At 41.5% G+C, this 23,764-nt stretch carries 23 protein-coding genes; 4 read left to right on the top strand and 19 right to left on the bottom strand.

All coding sequences use genetic code 11. From position 1 onward, the window contains the following. Positions 1-182: 182 nt before the first annotated feature. Together AC58UW_RS29770 and AC58UW_RS29765 are read right to left on the bottom strand one after the other, a co-directional pair. Positions 183-1,802, bottom strand: coding sequence for a golvesin C-terminal-like domain-containing protein (locus tag AC58UW_RS29770; RefSeq protein ID WP_497424187.1), 1,620 nt, complete (start codon positions 1,800-1,802; stop codon positions 183-185). 77 nt (positions 1,803-1,879) lie between these two features. Beyond that, positions 1,880-2,047: a TetR/AcrR family transcriptional regulator gene (locus AC58UW_RS29765; RefSeq protein ID WP_497424186.1), complete on the bottom strand. Its 168-nt coding sequence runs from the start codon at positions 2,045-2,047 to the stop codon at positions 1,880-1,882. A gap of 77 nt (positions 2,048-2,124) precedes the next feature. Here AC58UW_RS29765 and AC58UW_RS29760 point away from each other — a divergent pair, with 77 nt between their 5' ends. The 3 genes from AC58UW_RS29760 to AC58UW_RS29750 all read left to right on the top strand — a co-directional run bounded on the left by AC58UW_RS29760 (position 2,125) and on the right by AC58UW_RS29750 (position 3,803). Continuing rightward, positions 2,125-2,541 carry a universal stress protein gene (locus AC58UW_RS29760; RefSeq protein WP_497424185.1) on the top strand — a complete coding sequence of 139 codons (417 nt, stop codon included), beginning with the start codon at positions 2,125-2,127 and terminating at the stop codon, positions 2,539-2,541. A gap of 42 nt (positions 2,542-2,583) precedes the next feature. Next, positions 2,584-3,303, top strand: coding sequence for a hypothetical protein (locus tag AC58UW_RS29755; protein WP_497424184.1), 720 nt, complete (start codon positions 2,584-2,586; stop codon positions 3,301-3,303). 140 nt (positions 3,304-3,443) lie between these two features. Further along, complete coding sequence (locus AC58UW_RS29750) at positions 3,444-3,803, top strand: hypothetical protein (protein ID WP_497424183.1); 360 nt, start codon at positions 3,444-3,446, stop codon at positions 3,801-3,803. 1,133 nt (positions 3,804-4,936) lie between these two features. Here AC58UW_RS29750 and AC58UW_RS29745 read toward each other — a convergent pair. From AC58UW_RS29745 to AC58UW_RS29665, 17 genes are all read right to left on the bottom strand, one after another. After that, entirely contained in the window at positions 4,937-5,122 is a 186-nt protein-coding gene (locus tag AC58UW_RS29745; RefSeq protein WP_497424182.1) for a phosphotransferase, read from the bottom strand. Next, positions 5,058-5,717: an aminoglycoside phosphotransferase/kinase family protein gene (locus tag AC58UW_RS29740; RefSeq protein WP_497424181.1), complete on the bottom strand. Its 660-nt coding sequence runs from the start codon at positions 5,715-5,717 to the stop codon at positions 5,058-5,060. The genes AC58UW_RS29745 and AC58UW_RS29740 overlap by 65 nt, the downstream gene beginning before the upstream one ends. Positions 5,718-5,955: 238 nt before the next feature. Further along, positions 5,956-6,399, bottom strand: a complete 444-nt coding sequence (locus AC58UW_RS29735; RefSeq protein ID WP_497424180.1) for a GNAT family N-acetyltransferase — start codon at positions 6,397-6,399, stop codon at positions 5,956-5,958. 44 nt (positions 6,400-6,443) lie between these two features. Continuing rightward, positions 6,444-7,322, bottom strand: coding sequence for a class I SAM-dependent methyltransferase (locus AC58UW_RS29730; RefSeq protein WP_497424179.1), 879 nt, complete (start codon positions 7,320-7,322; stop codon positions 6,444-6,446). A 347-nt stretch (positions 7,323-7,669) separates the two neighbouring features. Further along, positions 7,670-8,146 carry a hypothetical protein gene (locus AC58UW_RS29725; RefSeq protein ID WP_497424178.1) on the bottom strand — a complete coding sequence of 159 codons (477 nt, stop codon included), beginning with the start codon at positions 8,144-8,146 and terminating at the stop codon, positions 7,670-7,672. A 140-nt stretch (positions 8,147-8,286) separates the two neighbouring features. Beyond that, positions 8,287-9,135, bottom strand: coding sequence for a site-specific integrase (locus AC58UW_RS29720; RefSeq protein WP_497424177.1), 849 nt, complete (start codon positions 9,133-9,135; stop codon positions 8,287-8,289). Positions 9,136-9,348: 213 nt separating this feature from the next. Beyond that, positions 9,349-10,224, bottom strand: a complete 876-nt coding sequence (locus AC58UW_RS29715; RefSeq protein WP_497424176.1) for a hypothetical protein — start codon at positions 10,222-10,224, stop codon at positions 9,349-9,351. Further along, a complete protein-coding gene (locus AC58UW_RS29710) occupies positions 10,224-11,576 on the bottom strand; it encodes a tyrosine-type recombinase/integrase (RefSeq protein WP_497424175.1) in 1,353 nt (450 codons plus the stop codon). Before AC58UW_RS29710 ends, AC58UW_RS29715 begins: the two co-directional genes overlap by 1 nt. 600 nt (positions 11,577-12,176) lie before the next feature. Then, on the bottom strand, positions 12,177-17,150 hold the full coding sequence (locus AC58UW_RS29705; RefSeq protein WP_497424174.1) for a S8 family serine peptidase: 4,974 nt from the start codon (positions 17,148-17,150) through the stop codon (positions 12,177-12,179). Positions 17,151-17,767: 617 nt separating this feature from the next. Continuing rightward, positions 17,768-18,115: a hypothetical protein gene (locus AC58UW_RS29700; RefSeq protein ID WP_497424173.1), complete on the bottom strand. Its 348-nt coding sequence runs from the start codon at positions 18,113-18,115 to the stop codon at positions 17,768-17,770. Positions 18,116-18,239: 124 nt separating this feature from the next. Beyond that, a complete protein-coding gene (locus AC58UW_RS29695; RefSeq protein WP_497424172.1) occupies positions 18,240-18,752 on the bottom strand; it encodes an AAA family ATPase in 513 nt (170 codons plus the stop codon). A gap of 147 nt (positions 18,753-18,899) precedes the next feature. After that, positions 18,900-19,676: a Cof-type HAD-IIB family hydrolase gene (locus AC58UW_RS29690; RefSeq protein WP_497424171.1), complete on the bottom strand. Its 777-nt coding sequence runs from the start codon at positions 19,674-19,676 to the stop codon at positions 18,900-18,902. Positions 19,677-19,831: 155 nt separating this feature from the next. Beyond that, a complete protein-coding gene (locus tag AC58UW_RS29685; RefSeq protein WP_497424170.1) occupies positions 19,832-20,194 on the bottom strand; it encodes a hypothetical protein in 363 nt (120 codons plus the stop codon). 156 nt (positions 20,195-20,350) lie between these two features. Next, positions 20,351-20,572 carry a DUF7677 family protein gene (locus AC58UW_RS29680; protein ID WP_497424169.1) on the bottom strand — a complete coding sequence of 74 codons (222 nt, stop codon included), beginning with the start codon at positions 20,570-20,572 and terminating at the stop codon, positions 20,351-20,353. 36 nt (positions 20,573-20,608) lie between these two features. Continuing rightward, on the bottom strand, positions 20,609-21,256 hold the full coding sequence (locus AC58UW_RS29675; protein WP_497424168.1) for an RNA polymerase sigma factor region1.1 domain-containing protein: 648 nt from the start codon (positions 21,254-21,256) through the stop codon (positions 20,609-20,611). Positions 21,257-21,521: 265 nt separating this feature from the next. Further along, the gene (locus AC58UW_RS29670) at positions 21,522-22,340 is read right to left on the bottom strand and encodes an alpha/beta fold hydrolase (protein ID WP_497424167.1); all 819 of its coding nucleotides are present in this window, start codon (positions 22,338-22,340) and stop codon (positions 21,522-21,524) included. 220 nt (positions 22,341-22,560) lie between these two features. Then, a complete protein-coding gene (locus AC58UW_RS29665) occupies positions 22,561-22,971 on the bottom strand; it encodes a GNAT family N-acetyltransferase (RefSeq protein WP_497424166.1) in 411 nt (136 codons plus the stop codon). A 388-nt stretch (positions 22,972-23,359) separates the two neighbouring features. Here AC58UW_RS29665 and AC58UW_RS29660 point away from each other — a divergent pair. Next, a partial coding sequence (locus AC58UW_RS29660; RefSeq protein ID WP_497424165.1) for an IS110 family transposase occupies positions 23,360-23,764 on the top strand: 405 nt, incomplete at its 3' end.

The raw sequence follows: 23,764 nt of genomic DNA, 5'->3' as shown, positions 1-23,764 counted from the left end.
AAATAATAATGAATTAGTCAGAAAAACGATGAAAATATTATTTCTGTGGAAATATTACGAAACTCATAAGCCTCTGGGTGTTAGCAAAAATGATCCGCAGCGCTTGCTGAATGTCAAAACGCGGCAGCTCTGAGGTGCTCGCGAGCTGCCGCTTATGTACTATTGTTATAGGTATTCTAAGTTCACTCCACTCCTAAATAAACGAACTTAGCCGCATCAGCTATGGTAAAGCCAGCCTGCGAGGCCTTTATAGTCACACTATTCGTATCGGCAGGGTCGAACGTATAGGTCCCGATCTCCACCCATGAATCGTTATTTACTTGCTGGTTAACCGTTTTGGATAGGTCGATTCCAAACTTATGTTTAATTTCCAATGGTGCTGCATTAGGTCGATTGGAGCCTGCGGTCCATCGCAAATAGATTTTATATAGACCTGCCCTCGTGATTGAAGGTGTCCAGGTGGCCGATTTGCCACTATCTGCAATTGACGAATTATCCGTCAGGTAGTCAATTCCATAAAAGCCCTTAGACGACCAAGTCGGAGAATAAGCGTTCGTTGCAGTCCAACTGCCCGTAGTGCTGAAGCCGCTGGAATCGTTATCGACAATAATTGTGGAATTCAATTTAATAAACCGGACAGCGTCCGCTCTTGCAATGCCGTTTTGAATCGTATTACGCACAAAACCATGTGTGCCTGAGCGGAAGGCATATACTCCAAGATCATACCAACCGGATGTACCACTTGTATAATCGACAGAAACGATCTTGCTACCGTCGTTCGAATGGATAGTGATTTGAGCGGCTTTGTCACCGGAAAACGGATCGGTAGGGTTTACAACCTTATAGATGGCTACACGGTACATGCCTTCCGTCAGAGTAGGTTGCCACTGCGCATAAGCGGGGGCGGAAGTATTGGTGGAGTAGCGTGTGCTGCTGCCGATATAGCCCGGCAAAGTGCTGTTTGACCACAATCCGGATTCTATGTATCCAGTGCTTCCATTGTCAACGACAACTTCCGCCGCAGTACCGGCATACTTATACACACGAACGTAATCAATCTCCATCGTTTCCCCATTCAGCATATCGGTAACAGCTCCAGCGCTTGGCCAATCGACAACTGCGGTGCTAAATTTCAGATCTGTCGAGACATTGGCGACTTGATGTTGTAATTCATACACCCGATCACCGTCCAAATACCAGGTAAGCTTATCCTCAGTCCAAAGTAGTCCGTACGTATGGAAGCTTGTGCTAAGGTCAAGATCGTTCTCTGTCCGTTGAAGCCCTTCCGCCCACTTAGGGTTTGCTGACCAATTATGCAGCGCCATATTGCTCTTATTCGGATATTTTCCTTCTGTAATGTCAATTTCAATTTGATTTCCGCTCAAAATGGGATTGGTCATCCAGAAGGCATTGTTTTGTCCGGTAGTTCCAGCAATCTTGATGCGGGCTTCAAAGTAACCGTACTTTTGAGTCAAATAATTTGCTTTGGTCTTTACATAACCGGAGCTCCACGTTTTGTTGGTGCCAGCAGGGTAGTCTTTCCTAGTTTCTAACACCAGCTTCCCATTGACTGCGCTTACATTATTAGGTGTACGTGCGGATAGCAGTCCATCGGGGTTGTCCGTTACGATATCCCATACGTTTGTCGTGTCTAGTGTATTAAATTCGTCCTCAAACGTCTTGACCCAGCCTGAGCCCGCAACACTGACATCCGGTGCATCCTCTGCTTGGGCGGTGTAATCTGTGAACCACAGTAGGAACGCAGCCCAACACAGGCAAATCATCATTTTTTTTGAAGTCAATTCATCATCTCCTCATACTTAAAATAGGATTACACTAGAGTGTAATCCCGTATACATCGTTAAACCCGTTCAATTTTTCACAAAAACTTTAAATATTTCTGAAAAGAAAATGTGAAAACAAATATTTTTTCGAAAAGGTTATTTTGCTTTGAGTGATACACTTCTACGAATAAATATTCTTTAGAAGGGAAATATTTGTATAGCGACCCTTTTGCGATTTGGCAATCGGCGACTAAATTTTTCAATGATTCTATTAAATTTGTTTACTGCGATAATCGTTAGATCCTTTCATGGATTGATGGATAGGAGAGAGATTGTTAACATGTATAAACGTTTTTTAGTTCCGGTTGACGGTTCCGAACAATCCAAACATGCTTTGAAATCGGCGCAGTGGCAGGCAGAAAATGCCGGGTTAAACGCCCGAATTACACTACTTCATATCATTCCTCTGAACAATTCAGTTGCGTACGGGGTGGATCTTGAACAATTGCAAAAAGAAGAAGCTAAGAGAATTTTAGAAGATTCCGTACAAGTCCTTTCAGGATCATCCATACAATTTGATATCGATTACCATATTGGGGATCCTGCAGAGATGATATGTAAGAAAGCGAAAGAAGGAGAATATGATCTTATCGTAATGGGCAGCAGGGGACTTGGCCTTATTTCAGAACTGTTCGTGGGAAGCGTTAGCCATAAAGTAATCCAACACGCTCATTGTGCTGTAATGATTGTAAAATAACTCATGCTTGAAACACATAAACGCCCATGAGGAGGTACCCACTTGAATAATCTTTTGACAAATGTGATAGACGCTCACGGAGGAATTGACCGTTGGAATAAATTCAGTTCATTGACTGCCACAATCGTCACAAGCGGCGGACTATGGGCATTGAAAGGACTTATACAAGACTCCAATCCTCGGGAGATGACAGTCGCGCTCCATTCGGAAATCGCCTCTCTTTCTCCCTTTGGGCAACCGGATTGGCGAACTGCTTTCACGCCTGATCGCATAGCGATTGAGACCCTTTCTGGGGAAATCATCCGCGAGCGACATAATCCTAGAGTCACTTACGCTAACCACGCGATGAACACACCGTGGGAACCGTTAGATCGAGCATATTTCAATGGATACGCAATGTGGACATACTTGACAACGCCTTTTTTCATGACCATGCCAGGATTCGAGGTCAACGAAATTCCGCCTTGGCAAGAGGGCAATGAACAATGGCCCGGTTTACGTGTTAAGTTCCCCGACCACATAGCGAGTCACAACATGGAGCAAGATTTCTACTTTGGCGATGATTTTCTGCTACGCAGGCACGATTACCATGTCGAGATCTCAGGCAACTTTCCAGCGGCGCAATATGTCTACGACTTTATTGAGATCGAAGGGCTTCGTTTCCCAACAAAACGCCGCGCATATCTACGCGGACCTAATCTTGAGGCAGTAAAGGATATGCTTTTCGTCTCGATTGATCTCAGCAACTTCCGGTTCAGTTGAACTCTTGCCTCTGCATGAATGTACAATTGAGTCATTCTTTCTAATGGATTGTAGCCCTTTTTTTAGAGTATCTACAAAAACCCTCCCCTAAGAGAACATATTGAATATGTTAAAGTACAAGTATCTTGGAGGTGAGGACGTTGATTCAACTGAACGGAATCGTAGGTGGCAATGCTCAAATTGCAGTAAGAGCGCGAAAGACACGCCTGCTTCAGCAAATCGTGATTCGGGTAAAAAAGCGTCAAAAGCTCATTTTAAAAGACCTGAACTTTCTACTCAATAACGAAGCCTTTGCTATCAAAATCAAGGCTGAGCCTTCTCCAGGAGTTTATATCGCAAGTGGTGGGGCTGGCGATCTAAGCCCTAACAAAGTTCTGGTTAACAATACAACCGGGTCGGAAGTGACGATTTTCCTCCTTATTAGCGCAGTTAATACCGCCAAAAACACTAGATTTTTAAGTCGTTCCGACAGCTGGCGCTTGCTGTTACAGCGTAAGTAATGCAGGGGAGTTAGTTGAAGAAAGCTATATTATTGCAAACTAAAGCGCGATAGATATCGGCCATTAAACTAAAGAACGAACGATAGCGTAATAAACCAAACCCAGCCTAAACACTTTATTTCAGTGTTTGACTGGGTTTTTGTTATTTAAATGCGTATAATCTAATTGTACGTCATATGAAATCAAGCTGTCGTAAGCCTTATGAATCAAGGGTTAAAAATGGAGCGAAACTGTACATAAGCACAATTCTGCGGAGAATCGCACGTTAAGTACATAAGACCATGGAAAACAAACTGCCTGTCACATATGCTAATAGCATTCCAATGGAAATGGGGTTTGTGGTCCATGTCGTGTTCATGTGGTTGTGGTAAATGCAGCGGGAGAAAGATGAAGTTGAAGGGGAGAAACGTCCCAAGGTCATCCGATTTTGTTTTTATTTTTTGGGAAAAGAACCCTTTGCGTCCTGCGTCATTACGGAGAATTCGAAAAGTTAGTATTGTGGGAAGTGCTGCCCCGTGCAGAAGCAACCTCGTTATTGGGAGAACATTAGTCGATGCGGTGAGATGTCTACGCAGAAACGGTTTTGTTACCGTTAGCAGTCAGACACCAAACGGTGTAAGTGGATTCATGGTATTTAGACGAAGTTTGAGAGGTCAACCAAACTCATGTTGCTCTGATTCTCATCTAAGAGCACCAGGAATTAAAAGGAGATCCCAAGGCGTATACTTTGCTGATGCTAATTTAATTTGCTCAGGGTTATGTACAGGGAGAGATATTGATATAATTTACGTGTGGAGATTAACTCCTACGGATACAAGGAATCCAGGCAATCTTAGAATTGTAGGAAGTTCACGTAAAGTAGGTAATAACACAGTTGAGGTCGCTGGAACGGGTACATTTGATTTAACTGTATCTGTTACATTCAAATGTACGGCTGGTTCACTTGTTACTGCACTTTGTAGAAGTGATGCAACAGTTAGATTCAATCAGTAATAACGACAAGAACGAACACACATTAAAGGCTGCGTAAAATCGCGGCTTTTTTGTGCTATGTGACCAGATCACCGATTACATAATCACAAAACCCGTATTTTATACATATGTCTGTAATTATGTTTGAGCCCTTGGTATGCCTAATTCTTCTGTTTGCTTTCCATAATCGTAGATGCGCTGCCGATATCGAATAAGTAATGACCATAGCCGCATAGGCAAAAATCGATAAAACAAGGCTCACAGTTTTCAGTGATGATGATATTACCCCGCTGAATATCTGTATGGATCAACCCCCAAGCTCCATCGTGAGAGTCCAGTTCCCTCATTATTCCCTTCACCTGTGTCAGCACTTCGATCATTGATCCCGTAATGTTCCATACTATAAATGTCTACTTCAACACCATGCCTAAGTTTCTCAAGCGTATTATCGATTTTTTCCACTCCGTATACTGGTCTATTTAATTTCTTTAAGGCCGCACTAGCTCGAGTGAAGAGATGAAATCGTGCAAGCGTGACTCCAATTGCGTACACGATTTCATCCAAATTCTCTTCATTATGAGTAAAAGTATCCCTATCAATCCACTCGAGCAGCGTTGCATAAATATCCGCGTCCATATCCTCCAGGCGACATACCGTTACATACTTCCCGAATCTATTCGCAACAGGCATTTGTACCCTCAACACTCCATTGAGCCCCAACTCCTGCAGCAGTACCGTCTCGGATTCCAACCCATCCAGCGTATGTTGAATGCCGTAAAACCCTTCTGTAACGGACGTATGGATCCGCAGTAAGAAGGAGCAGCTATTGCCACGGTCGGTTACTTTATATGTTATATTTTCGTTGTGCCTCAAGAACTCAAATACTGGATCTATAAACGAGTAGCTCTCGAGCACTTTTCGGGCTAAACATTCGTAATTCACCTTGTTCACTCTCCCACCATAATATGAATCAACAAGATACAATACATTAGATAACGCTTTTGTAAGGAAAGGGTTTACAATATTTAAAACCCGCAGTTTGGCGGTTTATTACTTACTGAGAGCTATACTGAACTATAGTTGAGCTGATCGCCCAGAAAAGAAAACTGGCGATGGATCGGTTCCATCGCCACGCTATAGTTCTCCAATAGCTTAACATAAAAATGGCGATGGATATTTACTAGTTAAGTTTAATAGTCTTATCAAAGCAGAATGAATCTTTGTCATAGCCATTATGCTCATAGAAAGCATGAGCACCTGTTCGCTTCATTCCGGTACATAGAATAATACTGGGTATACCTCTGTTTTTTGCATAATTTTCAGTGTATCGTAACAGTTCAGTGCCTACCCTGTGACGCTGAAAATCTTTTTTAACAGCAAGGCCGGTTATATGGAGATAACCATTCGCAGACCCTACTGCTAATCCATGAACGATTGATATGAAACCAACAATATGATTCTCAAGTAGTGCTACAAACGTTTTGTAATTGCCGGCTTTGGTCATCTGTTCCATAGATACTTGAAAGTTCTCATCTGTGACCGTGCGCACTCCAAGTACATCATTCCATAAGACAACAACTTCATTATAATCATCTGCTGCGATTTCCCGGATTTTAGTTTCCATCCGCTACCCCCGTTAATAAAAATATTCGCAAACAGTGGTTAATACTATCGTTCAATAATCCCGGTAGTAATCTTCATATTTGGGGCATAAGTGAGGAATACATCCTTACTGAAAACTTTTGACAAGAAAGATTCCAGCATTAATTCTTTCTGCGCTTCATCAAAAGTAGCCCCTCGATTCAACAAATTTGTAATGAACAACTTTTCTTCCCCGGGATCCGCACCGAAGCCATCTTCCTTAAGAGAGTTATATAGTTCATTGTTCTTTTCAGCGGCACAATTGGGATCTAAAAAATTTACCCTGTCGCTGACTCGGCACTCGATTTGCCTGACTCCAAGTTGACTTAAATAAATAGGCACTTTTATACCTACATTACCATCTTTCCCATTTCGTTGCGTATCTCTTTCAAATAACTCTTGAAGAAATCCTAATTGTACCATATCTGATGGATTGATCCCGTCTAGATAATAGCTTGCCATATTTGAGATCCAGTGTGTTTCAAAGCAAATAATCCTGCCTCGATCCACCAAACAATCTGTCATCTTTTGAAGAATCTCCCTCGGATTTTCAACATGCAGTAAGAAGGCGTGGCAAACTACGATGTCATACTGCTGATTAAAATCCATTTCTTGAATATCACCGAGGATAAATTCAGTTTTGAAAGGAGCTTGTTGAAATATCTCCTTTGCGTGTTCAATTAACTTGCCACCAGCGTCAACACCTGTATAAGTGGATCCTTCAGGGAGCAACGGCATTAGTTTGGTTCCTAAATATCCGTAACCACACCCAAAATCGATGATTCGGACAGGGGATGTGATTTTCCAAACGTTAGTTAGTAGGAAATTTAAATAATCATCATTGTAATACAACCATCTAGTCTTGCTTAAATAATCAAATTTGCTGTCCCAATAGTAACCGTCCATTTGAATAACCCCTTCAGCGCAAAATTAAATCTAATAATCATAACACACCACTTTTGTGGCTTAAACGATCCATATCATTTATATTTTGCGCCGCGGTCGCATAACTACAATACAATATATTCCAAAAAAACAATAGACTTATGTTGATTTTTTTTGTATAGTAGTATTTATCCATGGCATTTTTAGGGTTGTCAAAACCGGCACTATTGAGTGCCGGTTTATTTGCATTAAACTACCAATAATAGGAGGAACATCGAACTAAACTAACTACCAGTTAGCTTAAAACCATCCCCAGGTTGCTTTATTTTCTTTGAACATTAGCTGTAATTATTATGCGCATCCCAGTGCTATTCGCTCTTGAAGCTTTCGAATTGATTTTTCAACCAGCGCTGATTTTGATTAGCAATGTATTGTTCCATTTGAATCAATTGGTCAACTAATTCGTTCTTTGTTAGTTGCATATACCGTTGTTTGACGCGATTTATGTCCCTATCCTGCTTTATTTGCTTAAACGAATCCAGATCACTTGCAATGGGAACCCGATAGCTCTTACGCGGCTTATAAAGCTTTGCTGATATGTGTTTTGAAAAGTATGCGTGCAACTCTTTATTCTTACGAATAGTGTTTGGATGGATGCCGATTCCTTCAGCGTCGATTTTTTTCGATTTATCTGAGACAGTGCGATACGAAACAGAAGAACCTTCTTTGACTAGTAAGTCAATCGCCTTCACGCCAAGTTCAAATGAACGCTTCTTCTTTTCATCGTACAATGACTGAAGCCATTCTCGTTCATTTGTTTGAGGAGATACGGATTTTTGGAACATATAACTCATCCTTTTGTGATTTTTCTATCAATTGAATTTCCTTCAACTCGATTTTAGCTCGATTTTTTACAATCTTCATCTTTTTTGCTTCTATAGGCAGACTCAGTTTCTCAAACCGCTTTTCACTTTCATCAGCCCAACTATAAAAAAGATTCTATTTCGTCTTTAAATTCTGGTCTAGGTACCTTTGCACCGCAACCAATACAAGCCATTTTTGTTGGGCAAATAGAGTCGACTGTGCATATTCCTCCTACAACTTTAGATAAAGTGCCTACTTTCTCACGATAATCTTCATACAAATCTTTAAGCTCATCAGGCCCTCTTAGAATGCCTTTTTGAATATCGACATATGAGATCCAGTTTTCATGAAGTGAGTTTATGGATTCCGAGACTTGTTGTGGAGTCGGAGCTGAGTAGTAAGAAGTGACCTCAATATCTTTTTGATGCAACAGGTTCTTCACAATGTCGACCGGGATTTTCTCTGTTTGAACTGCATGTGTCGCAAATGCATGCCGTAAAAGATGAGCCTTTAATACCACTTGGCCACCCTCGGAAGATTGAATTACCATTCCGTGTAAAAGAAAGCGAATGATCGCATTAATTGAGAACACGTTGATATGTCTGGATTGGTACTGAAAGATGTATTTTTTCTCTGACATCAAATGTCTTCTTGTTTCTACATCGTACTGCACCTCAGGTATTGTTTCGGATTTATATGACTCTCTAAGCATTTTCAAAATTTCGCTCATAAATTTGAAGATTTCTTCCGGCATATAATAGTTCTCAGGTTCTTCCCTTCCTTTCGGGATCAGACGGAAGATATAGTTTTTCCTCGGAGGACTAACACTTTTATCAACTGTCACCACACAACAGTCTTTATCATAACTGATCTGTAACAATTCATTTATTCTGGCACCAGATGATGTAATGATATCTAGAGCGAATCGGGCAAACATACATGCCACATAAATGGGCTCAATGTTAATCAAGGTTTTTTTTGTTCTGCTTACGGCACGAGTGGTTTCAAATCCCTGAATTAATAACCCAGGATTTCTAGGCGAGAAAGGTGCATTCTTTCCTCCAACCTCTATCTCATATCCCCATTGATTAAGATAATTAACGGCTTTTTCACGATTCTCGTCAGAGATTTGACCAATTATTCTAAGCCGTAGAAGCTCTAGGAACCATGGGCCTTCTCCTTCTCATCCGTCCTCTAACTTTTCTGCTCTGACGAACTCGAGAATGCAATCTTCACTATTAAAATTTGAATTTATCTTTTTCTCGTCTTGCATCTTACTCAAAGTTTTTAGATCTCTAAGGATGAAATACCATCTCTCTCCTACATATTCAGATTCATCATAATAAAATTCTAATGGGAGCGTTATACCCTGTTCTTGAGCCTCTGCAAGTTGCTTTCTGAAAGCTTCTCGTAGCCTGCTAACCTGATTCCACCTCAGATGCGCCTCTGCTCTTATTTCAGGCAATAAGGGCGTTACTGCCGATGAATCCTCTTTCCTCTTGGTTTTTGCATTTGTAATGGCCTTTGTGCGAGCATTAAAATCTCGATTGTCGTATGGGAGACTCGGAAGCATATACGAGGAAAGTGCAGCCTGTTTATCATCGCTGAACTTCGTACCCATCCACTTTTTCAGGTTAAACATAAAAGTGTTGTAGCCGGTCAAAATAGATTGTCGTTGTCGATCGGAATGATCCGGAAGAATTTGTCCGGTTACATACTGTTCCACATGCGATGGCAAGAGTTCTTCCATGACTGACAACTTAAAATGGCTGAATAGATCCTTAAATCGGGCATTCAATACACATGTAATATTAAATATTGATTGTGGAGTCAAATTACGGTCCGATAGGCACATCAGCGCTAAAGCAAAGTGATTTGCCCATGGATGTCCGGCGCATTGACGGACAAAATACTTAATGCTCTTCTCATTAACTTTTTCCCAGTAGTAATCACCGTTCGGATCCGTAAGTAACAACAGGTCCTCTGGTATTTGACCATAAAGTAGTGATCCCCAGGGTTTGTCTTGTATTTCTTCTAGTAGATTCTTGGTTGTCAACACTACTGTTCCATCCCTTCATAAAAATCATTTAACCAGTCTTCTTTGCCCTCGGAGCTCAGTAGATCAATTGCTGTCTGCAGTGCTGGCTTAGCAGCCTGTGAGCGCGTCTTGGGTGATTTGAAGTATTCCTTTTCTCGCATCATGTAACTCTCCTGAAGCTTTTCATGTAAGTCTCTGAACTTCTCCTCGTCATAGTAATGCTCATACACGTTTAAAGTGTCTGGGTCTCGCCATTTCATATACTCAATAAGCTGCTTCTTTTTATCTTCGATTTGTGCGGCTGTCTTCGATTGTTCATAGATACCACGAAGCATAGAAGTAACAAACCAGTGTCTTGCTTTATGAGGGTTTAGTTTAACTCCAGCGTGCTTTGTAATCGTAGTCCAGTTCGAATAGAACGCTGAGTATGCGTAAGGGGTACCTCTCATCGATAAAAATAGTGGTTCAGTATCAGGTAGCTCGTTGAACTTCACTTGTGTCTGAGCAAATTGACGTCGCTCTGAGTTCACATATTTGATTAATAATTTCAATGTTTCTGGAGAAATACGAATAAATTTGATGCGCCGTTTAAAGCTGCCTTTATTGGTGGCAGCTAATTCATGAATATCAGATCGTTTTCGATAGTCACCTACAGTTAATTCCAATATTTCAGAAATCCTTGCTCCTGTTTCAAACAAGAAACGAGAAATCACTTCATCACGTAAACGCCATCTATAGGCATCGCCAACTTGATATATGCGATATGGTAGATCCCAATCTCCGATGATCTCTGGTACCCATTCTTCATTGATGATCTTAAAGTAAGAATCCGTTATCTTTCTAAAAGAGAGAGGTTCCTCTGTCCCAGCTGCCTTAGGCATTCTAGGTCTTCCTTCTCTATCTCCAGGTAGATCAATTAGAGTGTCCTTGACCTCCAAATCTATAAGTGGATTGGCATGTCGATATCTCTTTAAGCGAATCATAGCTTTGTAAAAACCTTTAATGGCTGATAAAAAGAGCTGAACAGTTTTGGAACTTTTACTTGTTAAGTAGACGCCTTCATGAGCGTCTCTACCTCGGATTTTACAATGCATTTGGTTTAACAAGTACTGCCGCACGGCTTCCTTAACAGCTTCAGGTTCGTTGTCCCACCAGACTGTTCGGCTCTTGTAGTTACTTTTATGCTTAAGCCAATAAAAGAAAGGTTCTAGGGTGTGTAGATATGAAATTACGGAGCTCTCATTGATCCTTTTAATCTGATCATGATAAAACTCTGTCAAGGGAATGAAAGCCTCTTTTGCATCATCAAATACAATCAGGCGATACTTGCTCTCAACTCCCTCTGGACAGTAAATATGAAAGAATGAAGCCATTTTCTCCTCCTATATATTCACAAAAAAAATAGACTATTCCGTATCTCAAAACGGATGTCCATATATGGTGTGTAACACTATAAGAAAATACAGTAGATTCATAGGTTCGTCAACAGAACTTAGCATTTAGTATTACATTGTATTTTATACATATGTCTGTTTACTTTGGTGTTAGATAATTTTCCCAAGTCTTTACCTTTTGTTATCTCTTTTAAAACTAGTGATTGATTTGAATATTCACCATCAATTTATTTAATCCATCCATTAAGACATATAAGTACGGAACAGTTAAGTTGAAGAAAAAACATTGTATGCTCAGCGTGCTACTGTTACCCGTACGCTTTGCTTGATGCAGAACAGCTCCACGAACATCTTCTTTCATTTTTCCATCTTTTCCTCTATTTCATTTTTCCAAATGTAAACAGAATTTAAATCGGCAGCTTTTTTTCTTTCTTTCTTTTTTTCTTCTTCTTCGTCCACTTCTTCTGGCACACAAACCGAAAAGCGCGGTGGAAATTAAAAATACGACCACCCTCGGAGAAAATCCGAAAAGTCGCCGTATTTTACTAAACAAGTAATTGTTGAATTATTCCCAAACACTTATTGTTTAGGATCAAGGACGCGCCGCAAAATGGTTGCGAATTCGGCCCGAGTTGCTGTATCCTTCGGACGGAACGCCCCGGTGAGATCACCATACACCCATTTTTTCTTACTAACTACGGCAACTGCTTGTTTTGCCCAATCAGGAATTTGTTCTTGATCCGTATAGCGGGAACTGGAAGTCTCATCTAACGCTGGATCTGCAACATCTTCCCCTGACAGGATAGTCATTACGCGAGCAAGCATAACTGCCATTTCCATACGACTAAGATACTTAGCCGGATTGTAGAGACCGTCGGCAGACTGCGTAACTATACCCGCCTCGTATAGTGCTTGAACACTAGAAGCATACCAATCCTCATCGCCTACATCGCGAAATACACTGTTGTTTGCAGGCTTAGGAAGCTGGAGGGCTCTTGCCATGATCACCGCAACTTGTCCACGTGTAACGCTTTGATTCGGAAAGTAGGAATTACTCGCAACGCCGTTAACAATCAATCGCTGTGCAAGCCATTCGATGTCCTTTTTCGCCCAATGACCTACAATGTCTGTAAAGAATGGCTTGAAGACCATTACTGTAAAGAAAGAAGGGGCCTGTCCTTCGTAAAAATAGGTTTTGTCTCCATCGTTATTCACTTCTGCTGCTTTGCCTCCCAAGAAGCTCCATTCCGCTGTAGAGGGATGGAAGCCATAAACAGCAATATGTTCGACATCAGCCTCTGCAGCTGAGTAAGGCAATTTTATGCCAAAAACATCTTTGAATTCAGCGGGCTTACCATCCACCATGAATTCCAAATGAAAGAGTGAAGTCAAAGGTTTCATACCGTCAGGCGTTTTGTCCACAGGCAGTACTTCTAGCTTTAAGCGAAATGAAACAGAGTTCACTATCGCAGAGGATTTCATAAGATCCGCTGGCAGGGTAAATTCTCCCCATACGGTATTGATTACCAAATCTCTACCAGCCCTGATCACTGTCTCAGAAATACCGAGATCGAGCAGATCATACCTCTCCTCATTAGCCGAAATAATTTCATATATAAAGCAACCATCTGAGCCTGTAGTCCGCTTGACTCTATCCAGGTCAGCAGTGATGGCACCGTTAACGACGGGCAGAACTGTACGTTCTGGCTGCTTTATAGGAGGACCGACAGGAGAATCGCCTCCATCGCTAGCATCCGGTGCGGCACTTCTATTCACTGTCACGGAATAAATATTCGATGGACTGCCTTCGGGCAGTAGCACTTCAACTCTAATGGTGTTATTCCCGACGCCAAGAGCAATCTCATTACTCGGAACACCGCTCTGTGCAGGTAATCCATTGATGCGTATCATAGCATTGTCATACACATTGTGGTACACAGATGCGGTTACTGACATGTGTTCAATATCATATGGAACGATGGCGTTGTAACTCGTCGTTTCAGGAGAGAAAAGAGGTGACAAAATCCCTTGCGATAGAGTCAGGTTCGTTAATTGAGCAGGGCTGCTTCCGTCTCCTGCACCTATGGTGAAAGATTCAGGCGATGTAGTGACAGAATAACCTGTCTCATCTGTAGCAGTAGCCGTTACTGTGTATGCTCCTGCAGGTAGTCCTGGTTCCGGTATCCAATCTTCATGCACCTCAGGCTGCTCCGGAATTTGAAGCTGACTGACAACCTGACCGATGTCGTCTCTAAAGGTGAAAGTCCAATTTACGGTCTTCATTCCAAATGCATGGATCTCAAGAGGATTGTTTGCTTTGACATTCTCTCCAGATACGAACCACCATGAGATCAGCGTCTCTGGATTAATAAATGTGGGGTCACCATCCACGGCATAACCAATATTCATCGCCCAGTCGATAGCCATAACTACTATTCCCTTTGGCTCTTCGGATACGATAGTGGATGTCTGTCCTTGTGGGACCGAGAGATAAGAGCCGTTTACATAAAGCATCGCTCCCCGATAGCCGCTGCCTCCTTCCGAATCGGTTGCTGTCCATGAAATTTCATAGTTACCTCCATCTAGAGGTTTAACATCAATGTCGGGAACAACCGGAGCAACAGAATCCACTTTGACGGGAAGCTTAACCTTCTGCGGCTGTGATTCCTTATACTCCAGAGTTGATTCAAGAACATAATAGTATTGCCCGTCCTTTACTGTCTGTCCCTCATTATTTTTGATATCCCATGGATACCCATTGAAATAAAGATCACCGTATTGAAGGATATTTTTACTAAAACGCCAAGGCTCTCCCTCCGGATCATATTCACTGAAATTTCCCAGGTACCGGATCTGCTCCCCTGCTGCATTTTCTATAGATATCTTCATTTCGTTAAGATTTCGAAGCGCAGTGAATGTTGCGTAGGCTTCCTGATCTATGGAGCGTGGCGAAATGGCAATACGATTCAAATCGAACTCCCCAATGTGGCCTTTATATCCTAACGGCACTTCCTGTGATTGGTTCCACAAAGCGGTGTATCCAAGGAAAGCATCTTTATCCCAAGCCGGAAGGTCAATGTGGCTCGGAATGCCCCAATCGCCATAGAAGCCTAGATAAGGCATAGTAAGTTGAGGAAGAGGAACATTCTCCTGACCTTTAGGGATGAGGTGAATAAATCCTTCAATAAACGTCTGCGACTGCAACTGATCTGGAAGAACGATAGATACCTGAATAGGAGATAATAGGGCGTCATCCGCTTTGATGATAACAGGATTCGCCTTGCTAGCCTCCTCACCGTTGACCTTTACTAACGCTCCTTCGACTTTAATGGTATTCATTGTAAGAACGTCTCTTGTGATATCAGGAATCTCATCCCAATCGCGATCTAAATCCCTTTTCTCCTTCTCGTCTGTCAAAACGTCAACATACACCTCGTAATTTATCCCGGACAAGTCGGCGGTGTCGTCCAGACGAGCTAATTCTAAAGGTAGAGATAAGGTCTTACCGCTGAACTCCCCAAGTGAAATCGAGCCTTTATCTGTCTCAGAGGTTGAGAGAGCATTCTTCAGCAGCACTGGTGTTGAAATAGCATTAGCCACCTGCATCAGTCCTGCACCCTGAAGGCGAGGAGAATAAGGAACACTGGAGTTCGGCTGTTCTAAAACCTTGGAGGTATTCATAAGAGATGTCTTGATATTCCAAATGTCTATTTGATCTGTATTAGATTTCTGTCTCCACTTTTGCAAAAGTAGGGCTGCTCCCCCTGCAACGTGAGGGGTAGCCATGGATGTACCGCTCATCGTTTCGTACTGGTTATTCAAGACAGTCGAGTGAATATGACCTCCTGGAGCCGTGATTTCAGGCTTGAATTCAAGGGATGCGGGGGTTCCCCATGAGGTGAAGACCGACATAGTTCCCGACTCAGGATTGGCAGCAAACGTGTCTGTCCCTGTTTCTGCTTCCAACTCGTTACCTCCTGTTGTTAATGCGGTTACGAGTTGATTCCCATCCATCTGGCTGATCGTCACTGCAGGGATGCTGTATGGTGAAAATTCGACTTGCGCATAATCCGGAATGTCTGGAGTAGGGACTAAGATTACTCCGACCGCTCCTGCGCGCTCTGCATTCAACTGAATAGAATACTCGGTTTTCGTAGTGGATGGCCTTGCCACAATGATCTTGCCACCGACATCCAGATTAGCAATATCCTGTTCAGAGCCCTCTCCTGCGAACAGAAGTTCCTTCTTACCGGTCTCGGCAAAAAGAGATGATAGCGGAGCAGAGCTTCGCTGAACTTGGTAAGCAAAGGATTTTCCGTCTCCGAGTTTCAATGTCGGCAATTGCAATTTCGTATTCTCGTACGAGGCTACCGAAAGAGCATAAGGACTGACAGCCGGAGTTCCAACGATGCCGATATCAGGATTGTCTGCGTAAGGAAGCATGGAAGAAGGGATTATTTGATTCTTAGAACTGTAAAAGGCGTTTCCTGCTGCAACGACTACAAGTACACCTTTATCGGCTGCTGCATGAACTGCCTTCTGAATCGGATCGGTTTCATCGCCTACAAATCCGGCATCCGATCCCAGGCTTAGATTGATTACGTCAGCCTTCCATTCGACGGCATGCTGGATGCCAGCAATAATATCATCCTCATAAGCATCGTAAGCGTAATCGGAGAATACCTTCTCTGCAATGATTTGTGCATGAGGCGCCATCCCTTTGACTCCTCCCGCCTCCTCGTCGCCGTCTGCTCCGATGATTCCTGCGACATGAGTACCATGTGCTTGGTTCAAAGGTTTGATATCTTGATCGCGATCAGCCCAGTCGTAGCCGGCGGGTATTTTGGAAGAGAAGGACTTCTCGTCAACCGCAGTCTCGACAAGCTTTTCCGCGATATCGGCTTCCTTCCATTTAGCCTGTTGCTCCGCCTCCGGAGAGAGCTTGAAATCCTGGTGCGTATAATCCACCCCTGAATCTATTACCGCGATTACCATACCGTCTCCAAAATAACCTAGATTGTTCCATGCTTGTTCGGCTTGCACGAGTTGTTTGCTGGAATGGAGCATCGGCTGATACTTTTTTGCAATATGTACTGACTTCACGCCGGGCATTTTCTCGATCTGCCACACAGATTTATAGGGTGCTTCCAGACTAAATCCGCTAAAGCCTAGTGTATTCTGTGAATAATAATTCCGCTTTGTTATTGACTTATCGCTTACGGTCAATTGATGAATAAGATCATTCTGTGCTTGAAGTCCAAACTTCAGACTATTCTCTTCCAATTCGACGATAAGACGGACGGGCTCGTCAGGCGAGTACTTTCCAGCAATGCGTGCTGGGGTCTGCACTGCCGCATGGCGTGCATTGTCTCCCAAATAGGAAGTTTGCTTCTGTTCTTCTTGTAATAATTGTGCGCCTTTCGCGACAATCTGTTCTACAGTAGATTGATTCTCTGCTGCAAGCACACTACCGCCGTGAAATATAGTTGATGACCCTAGCATTGCTGAAATCAGTAGAGTTGATAGAATACGATAACTTTTTCGATAAAACATAGAGTTCACTCCCGATAACTCAAATGATTTGTCAGTAATAATTACAATGATCTACTCTAGTGATTTTTTGTCAATAAATTAATAGAAACTTTGAGAGAGAACGCCGAAATAGCGCTGGATGCTCGCTTTACACCCGAATGATTCTGAGAGAACAAAATTACGATATCAGGATTATCGGTTTTTTTCCCCTTCCCCCTATAATTGACCAAACCGATCGGACTGGATCGGCTCATAGGGCTTAGAACCACGACTGCACCTTCGCAAGTACAAATATCGCAAAATTTAGGACCGCCAAATGAAATCACTTTCTCCCAATCACGCTCCTGTCAGGATTGATGTGCTGCTCAATTTCGTCCAGTCTTTACTTTTAATTCTCAAATAAATTTCATTTTTTGAAGCGCTTACAAAATTAATTTTAGAGGAAAATCTATTTTGCCGTAAGGTACGTTTACTCCTTATTACGTACAAGTCCCCGTTTTTCATGGGGGCAACTTTCATATGATAGACCATTCCTCCCTTCTAACTAACCAGCCAGGTAGTTGAACAGGCAGTCCAAGATGCCGGCTACCTGTTCGTCATTCAACTATCGTTTCCGTTAGCTCAATAAACCGAGCGTATTACAGTCTAGATTTACTTACCTCATTCAATAAAAATTCAATTTTTTCGATAATCTCTTTAGTTTTTCTCGACTCAAAGAAATAAATAGGATTTTCCCAGTCAGGCTGTTCTTTGTTCGTTGAGTCTATTAGCCGAAGCTTATATTTACCTTCGGGATTGTATTCGGGATACCAACCTAAATCCAGCGTTCGTTTCTCTTCATACTCAAGCTGTAGGATGTCCTCTTTAAACTCCCACAAATGCTCATGATCATCATCGACAAAAGAGTCAGAATCTGTCTCAGTAAATTCATTAAATCTTACTTTCCAACCACTTGGAACACAGAACGGCACAAGCTTAATACTCATGTAAAGCCCCCTTGCTGTCGAGCAATTTAATGAACTCTCGTTCGACGTTACCGCAGTGGATGGTTCTATTCGTATCCTGGTGCATTGATGTATTATGCTGTCCTTGAGCGCCCGTAAGTTACTGTCATTGGCGCTCATTTGCTTCGATTTGATGGAGGATTTCGTCAACGACGTGCGCGATCGGTACGGTGGCGTCGATTATAATCCCGTTTTTGGGAACGCCTTCTTTCGTTTGATGCAAGCGCCGAATGATTTCCAGTTCCTCTGGTCTGTCACCCCAGTCAGTTGGGTCCAGTGCCACTCGCTCATCAATCCGCCGGAGACAGGTTTGCAGGTCGACCTCAAGGACAAACACGCTGTCGAAGAGATCAATGAATTTGGGAAAATTCCGCGATCCACCGCATAAAAATGTTACCGCCTCATCTTGATTGGCGACCAAAGCTTTTACTTTATCTACATGCCAAATGTGGTGTTCGGGTTTAAAGCCATCCGTCGGGGTACCAGTTTCCGGGTCGCCTTGATAAGCCAATTCACGGTCACCATGAATGGCATGGTAGCCGCGCCGCTGCAATTCGTTGCAGACCGTAGTTTTGCCGGCGCCGGAAACGCCTTCAATCAGATAATTCCTAATGCCCATGACAGATCCTCCATTCAACTGGATAAGCACAATAAATTAGATGTTTCTATATTGTCGATAAACTACCAGAGAGCAGCTGCCACGTTGGAAATTGCTCCCTGGTTATTGCGCTATCGTTCTGCTTTAGTTGAACGATGGATGGCTGATTTATATTATTCCGAACTGGGTCAGAGCATAGTGTATACCATCTTCGCTTGCTTTTTTGGTAACGAAATCTGCTTTTTGCTTAAGCTTTTCATCACCGTTTCCCATGGCAATCCCCAAACCAACAAACTCTAACATATCCAAATCGTTTCCACCATCTCCAAATGCAATTGAATTACAAACGTCAATTTTGTAATAATCCAGCACTCTCTTAATTGCTTGCGATTTAGATATAATATGAGTTTCGAGGACGTTCATTACATAACCGTGGAAACGTACAAACTGAAGTTGCGGAAAGTTATCTATAAATTTCTCAGCTTCACTCTCATCAGCGTACAAACATATACAGTAAATCTCCTCTGAAAGTGAGTTTAATTTGCTAGGATAATCGACAATACCAAGGGTCTCTGTTAGAGCATTTCTAACACGTTTCTCTTCTACTCCGATGCCGTTCATTGAAATTGAATCCGTAAAGTAGGAAATACCGTGTCCATGTAACTCGGCAAAACGCGACAGTTCATGAACAGTCTTTTGAGAAATTACGGACTTATAAATAACTTCGCTTTGATTTTTCACAAGAGCTCCATTAGATGAGATTAATGTATCAATACCTAGTGAAACTAGTTCTTTACATAAATTATGCGGTCTACCTGTTGCAACTACGACCTTAATGCCTTCTTCATGAAGTCTCTTGATCGCCACTTTTGTACTTTTAGGAATTGCTCTATCCACTTCACTGTACAACGTGCCATCAATGTCAAAAAACACTATTTCGTACATTCTGCACGAATCCCCCTATTTAAGAAAGCAGTTTATATTACAATAAATACTTTACGTTACGCCCTAATGTAATTCCACGTCTTGTTGAACTATCCTGCCCGTAATGGAGGCTGCCGATCATGCCTACAGCCTCCATTTGTGTTACCTCGGACCAGTTAAATAAGATTACCTTCCCAATCAACAAAAATCAGTTGGTCTTTTGGAAGCAGACACCATTCAATAATTGTCCTAACAAGCCCAGGTGTGATAATACGATCATCCCAAATTGGAGTTTGTACTCTAACCCAACCTTGACGATAATGATTTTCTAAGCCCACAAACTCATTACCCTGTATTACAATATGTGGTGTCTTATCATGGTTTGATTGCGCTACATGATATGAAACAATTAATTTCTTATCTTCTGAAACAATACTAAGATTAATTTTTCCATAATCTTCGTCATCTTCTTTGACATTCCAGTAATACTTCTTACCGCTGAACTCTAACTTCCGTCTTCCTTTTGAGTTTACTCCCAAAGGCTTGTTCCTCTCCTATATAGTCGTATTCACTTTACTTGTTTGTTTATTCGAGGCAGCATCGAAGTATCTGCACGTTAACATAATGAAACTATTTATTGTGCCAGCAACTTCGCCATTCAACTATAGTTCCTCGTTAGTGCAATAATTCCCCCACTAATATAATGAAGTTTTCCAATCTTTAAACTCTGGCTCAACACGATAACTGCTGTCAACATAACTTCGAATATACTGTGCAGCTCTCCTTTCTGCATATTTAGCATTTAGAACCGTTCCTTTATCATCCATCTGGTTCAAATTTGCAAAGATCGCATAGCACAGCCTTTTATTTATAATTTTACGGAGATTGAAAATTTTCGCTAAAGGTATCGAAAGCACAGATAACCAAAGAGATGGTTGTTATCTGTACGTCCATTAGAAATTATGGGGTGGAGTAGCGGAATAGCATCCACAATCATGATAATCAGCTTCCCCGCACACAACACAGTGTAAGCAATGAGGACAGGAGCAATCTGAGCAAAATCCGAATCGCTTACGTGCTTCGGAGCATTCGGCACAATCACAATTCGGGCACCTATTTCCGAGACTTATATATTTATTTTTAATATGTAATAAAAAACGCATAGTAGTTGTCCAGTCATAGTCTCCTTTTAATTTTATTAACTCTTGATATATATCTCTATCCGTTATTGATATGTGCAATGAATTAGAGCCTTTCCCCTGATCAGAATCTTCTATACACACAGGTTCTTCTATGCTTTCATTAAGGAGGTCAATAAGGTAATCATAAAAATCATTACTATTATCCTCGCCTAAATTGGAAAAAACAGACGGTTCTAATAAAGCTCCCATTATCTCTTCATTATTCGAGTCATTCATTACATCAATGCCGAAGTCACTGACGTGCTCAAAGAAAACATCCACTTCTTCAGGATCTAAATTATAAGGGTTCAAGTGTTTCATAATATATCCGTAAGTCAAAAATGAGTATGTTTTTCCTATATTGATCAATTGTGCAAATACATGTACTACTTCTAGGTCATTGCATTTATCGTTAGTCAAAAGAATCCTCCCCTGATAGATATACTGATTATTACCTCTTAGAATAGTATCGGATGACTATGAAAATATTGCAAATAATATCTGATGTATAATGGTTGTCGACTTCTACATTAGTCAACTTGGTGAGCTTAAGACTCCTTTGGGATTATGAAATGAAGTTGTCTCATTTTAACCATAATGGAATTTTCCTGCCCGTTAGCACAACGCGGCTGCCAATCTATGCCAGCAGCCGCGTCCTAGTTGTTTATTACGCTATAGTTCTGCGTTAGCGTAATGAACCATTTCTTTTGACGAACCCCTTAATCGTTTCAGCATATAATTCAGGCTCCTCATGACGTGGCATGTGAGCTGAGTTTTTAAACACTTCCACAATTCCATTAGGTACATACTTAATAAATTCCTTTGTTTGATACTCACTACATATTGGATCATATTTACCCTTAATCAGTAGTACAGGACAGATGATATCTTTAAGCTTATCGAGATTAGATTGCAGTGAATTAGGGAAATTCAACTTCTGTTGAAAGACCATTTGTTTTTGCCAATCATTTTGTGTGATTCCTGAATGTTCTACAATGTCGTTAAAAAATTTTGGATGTAAAGACCGAACGTATACCTGGTCACGTTTATCTGAAATGACATTAAAAAATACATCATCTAACTCTAATTGTGAATAGTAATATGCATTTTTACAACGATCAGCAATTTCTTGTTGACCATCTTGCCTATAAAGCTTTTCAGCCTGCAATACAACAGATCGTAATGATTCGGTTATATCGAATGTTGGACACTCTAATATCATATGTTCGATAACTTCTGGATATTTAAATGCATACTCAATAGCCAGATACCCTCCAAAAGAATGGCCGATTAATCCCCATTTATCGATATCAAAGTAATTACGGATCGCCTCGAAATCATCTATAAGATTCTGAAAACTAAAATCCTCATCTTCTTCAAGAGCATCGGAGCGTAGGCAACCTCTTTGATCAATAGAGATTAATCGAATAAATTGGGACAGTCGGTGAGCTTGGGTGTGATTAAAATCATAAGAACCGACCCCAGGACCTCCATGTAGATACAAGAATGTTGGAAGATTGTTTTCTCCATAAATCTCATAATAAATATTTTTGTTTTGTAACTTCAGAAAACTGCTAATGCTACCACCCCCTCATCATTATCTTACATATATATTTTATGCTCATAGAAGATATTTCTTTTGTGTCTAAATAAAAGTAGTCTGCCGCGGCAAACTGCTTCTTGTTGAACTAACGTTCCTCGTTAGCACAATAAGTCAAACATTTCTAAAAATTCATGTAATGATAAGTTACTTTTGTAAAAGGATGCCACCCATTGTGATTCCAAAATGAAAGAGCGTTATTATCCTCGGTGTTTACAAATAAAAATCCATTGTAAATTCCTTCTTCCTTTAAACAGTTAATACTTCGATCGATCATTTTTTTTGCTAAACCTTTACCTCTATGAGCCTCTGAAACCATAACGTGATACAACGATCCACGTCTTCCATCATGCCCGCATAAAACCGTACCAACAACCGCATTATTTATAATTGCAACACTGCTTAATCCAGGGTTCCTTCTAAGATAAGAATCGATTCTGTTTTTATTATCAAATTCCAATGATACCCCATTTTCACCCCATAGCCTTGATGAACCTTCGTATTCCTCTATTGTCATACATCTGATTTCATACATTGACATCCCCCCCACCAATTTTTCCTTTATATATTCATGGTCATTGTTACGTTATCTTATCTGCCCGTTAACGTAATAAAGCTGCCGATCGTGTCGGCAGCTTCGTCATTCAACTATAGTTTCTCGTTAGCCACACATGCAGCGCAAGCGCCGCATCACAGATGATGAAAATGGGACGAAAAATCTGTCAATACTGCTACCATGGCTGGGAGAGGAAGGTCGATCCGCTATGGTGCTTTAGAGCCCAACCGTTAGTCTGACTCCAACGATCACGGTGCATCACAGATTGTCGCTCCCTTACGGGAAGCACTCATGGGAGATTAATCCTACTCTGATTGTTGCACCAGCCTCTTACCTAATTTAGCCGCAGAGAGGGCGCATTTTAAAGATGGAAGTTGTCATTGAACGGGCATGTGGTATGGACATTCATAAGGATAACATTACTGCATGCATTCTAACTTCTAAGAGAAAGGAGATTCAAACGTTTTCGACTAAAACGGTGCATCTATTACAACTCATTGATTGGATTAAACAACATGAATGTACTCACGTTGCTATGGAAAGCACAGGAGTATTTTGGAAGCCCATTGTCAACCTGCTTGAAGCTGAAGGAATTGAATTTTTAGTGGTGAATGCGCAGCATATGAAGGCATTGCCTGGACGTAAAACAGATGTCAAAGATTCGGAATGGATCGCCAAACTTCTCCGTCATGGACTACTTAAAGCAAGCTTCATTCCAAACCGAAATCAACGAGAACTTCGAGAACTTGTTCGGTATCGCCGTAGCATCATT

It is taken from the genome of Paenibacillus sp. J22R160, from assembly GCF_059692135.1.
The sequence above is the reverse complement of the archived record's forward strand: the minus strand, read 5'-3'. Positions and strand labels throughout refer to the sequence as shown.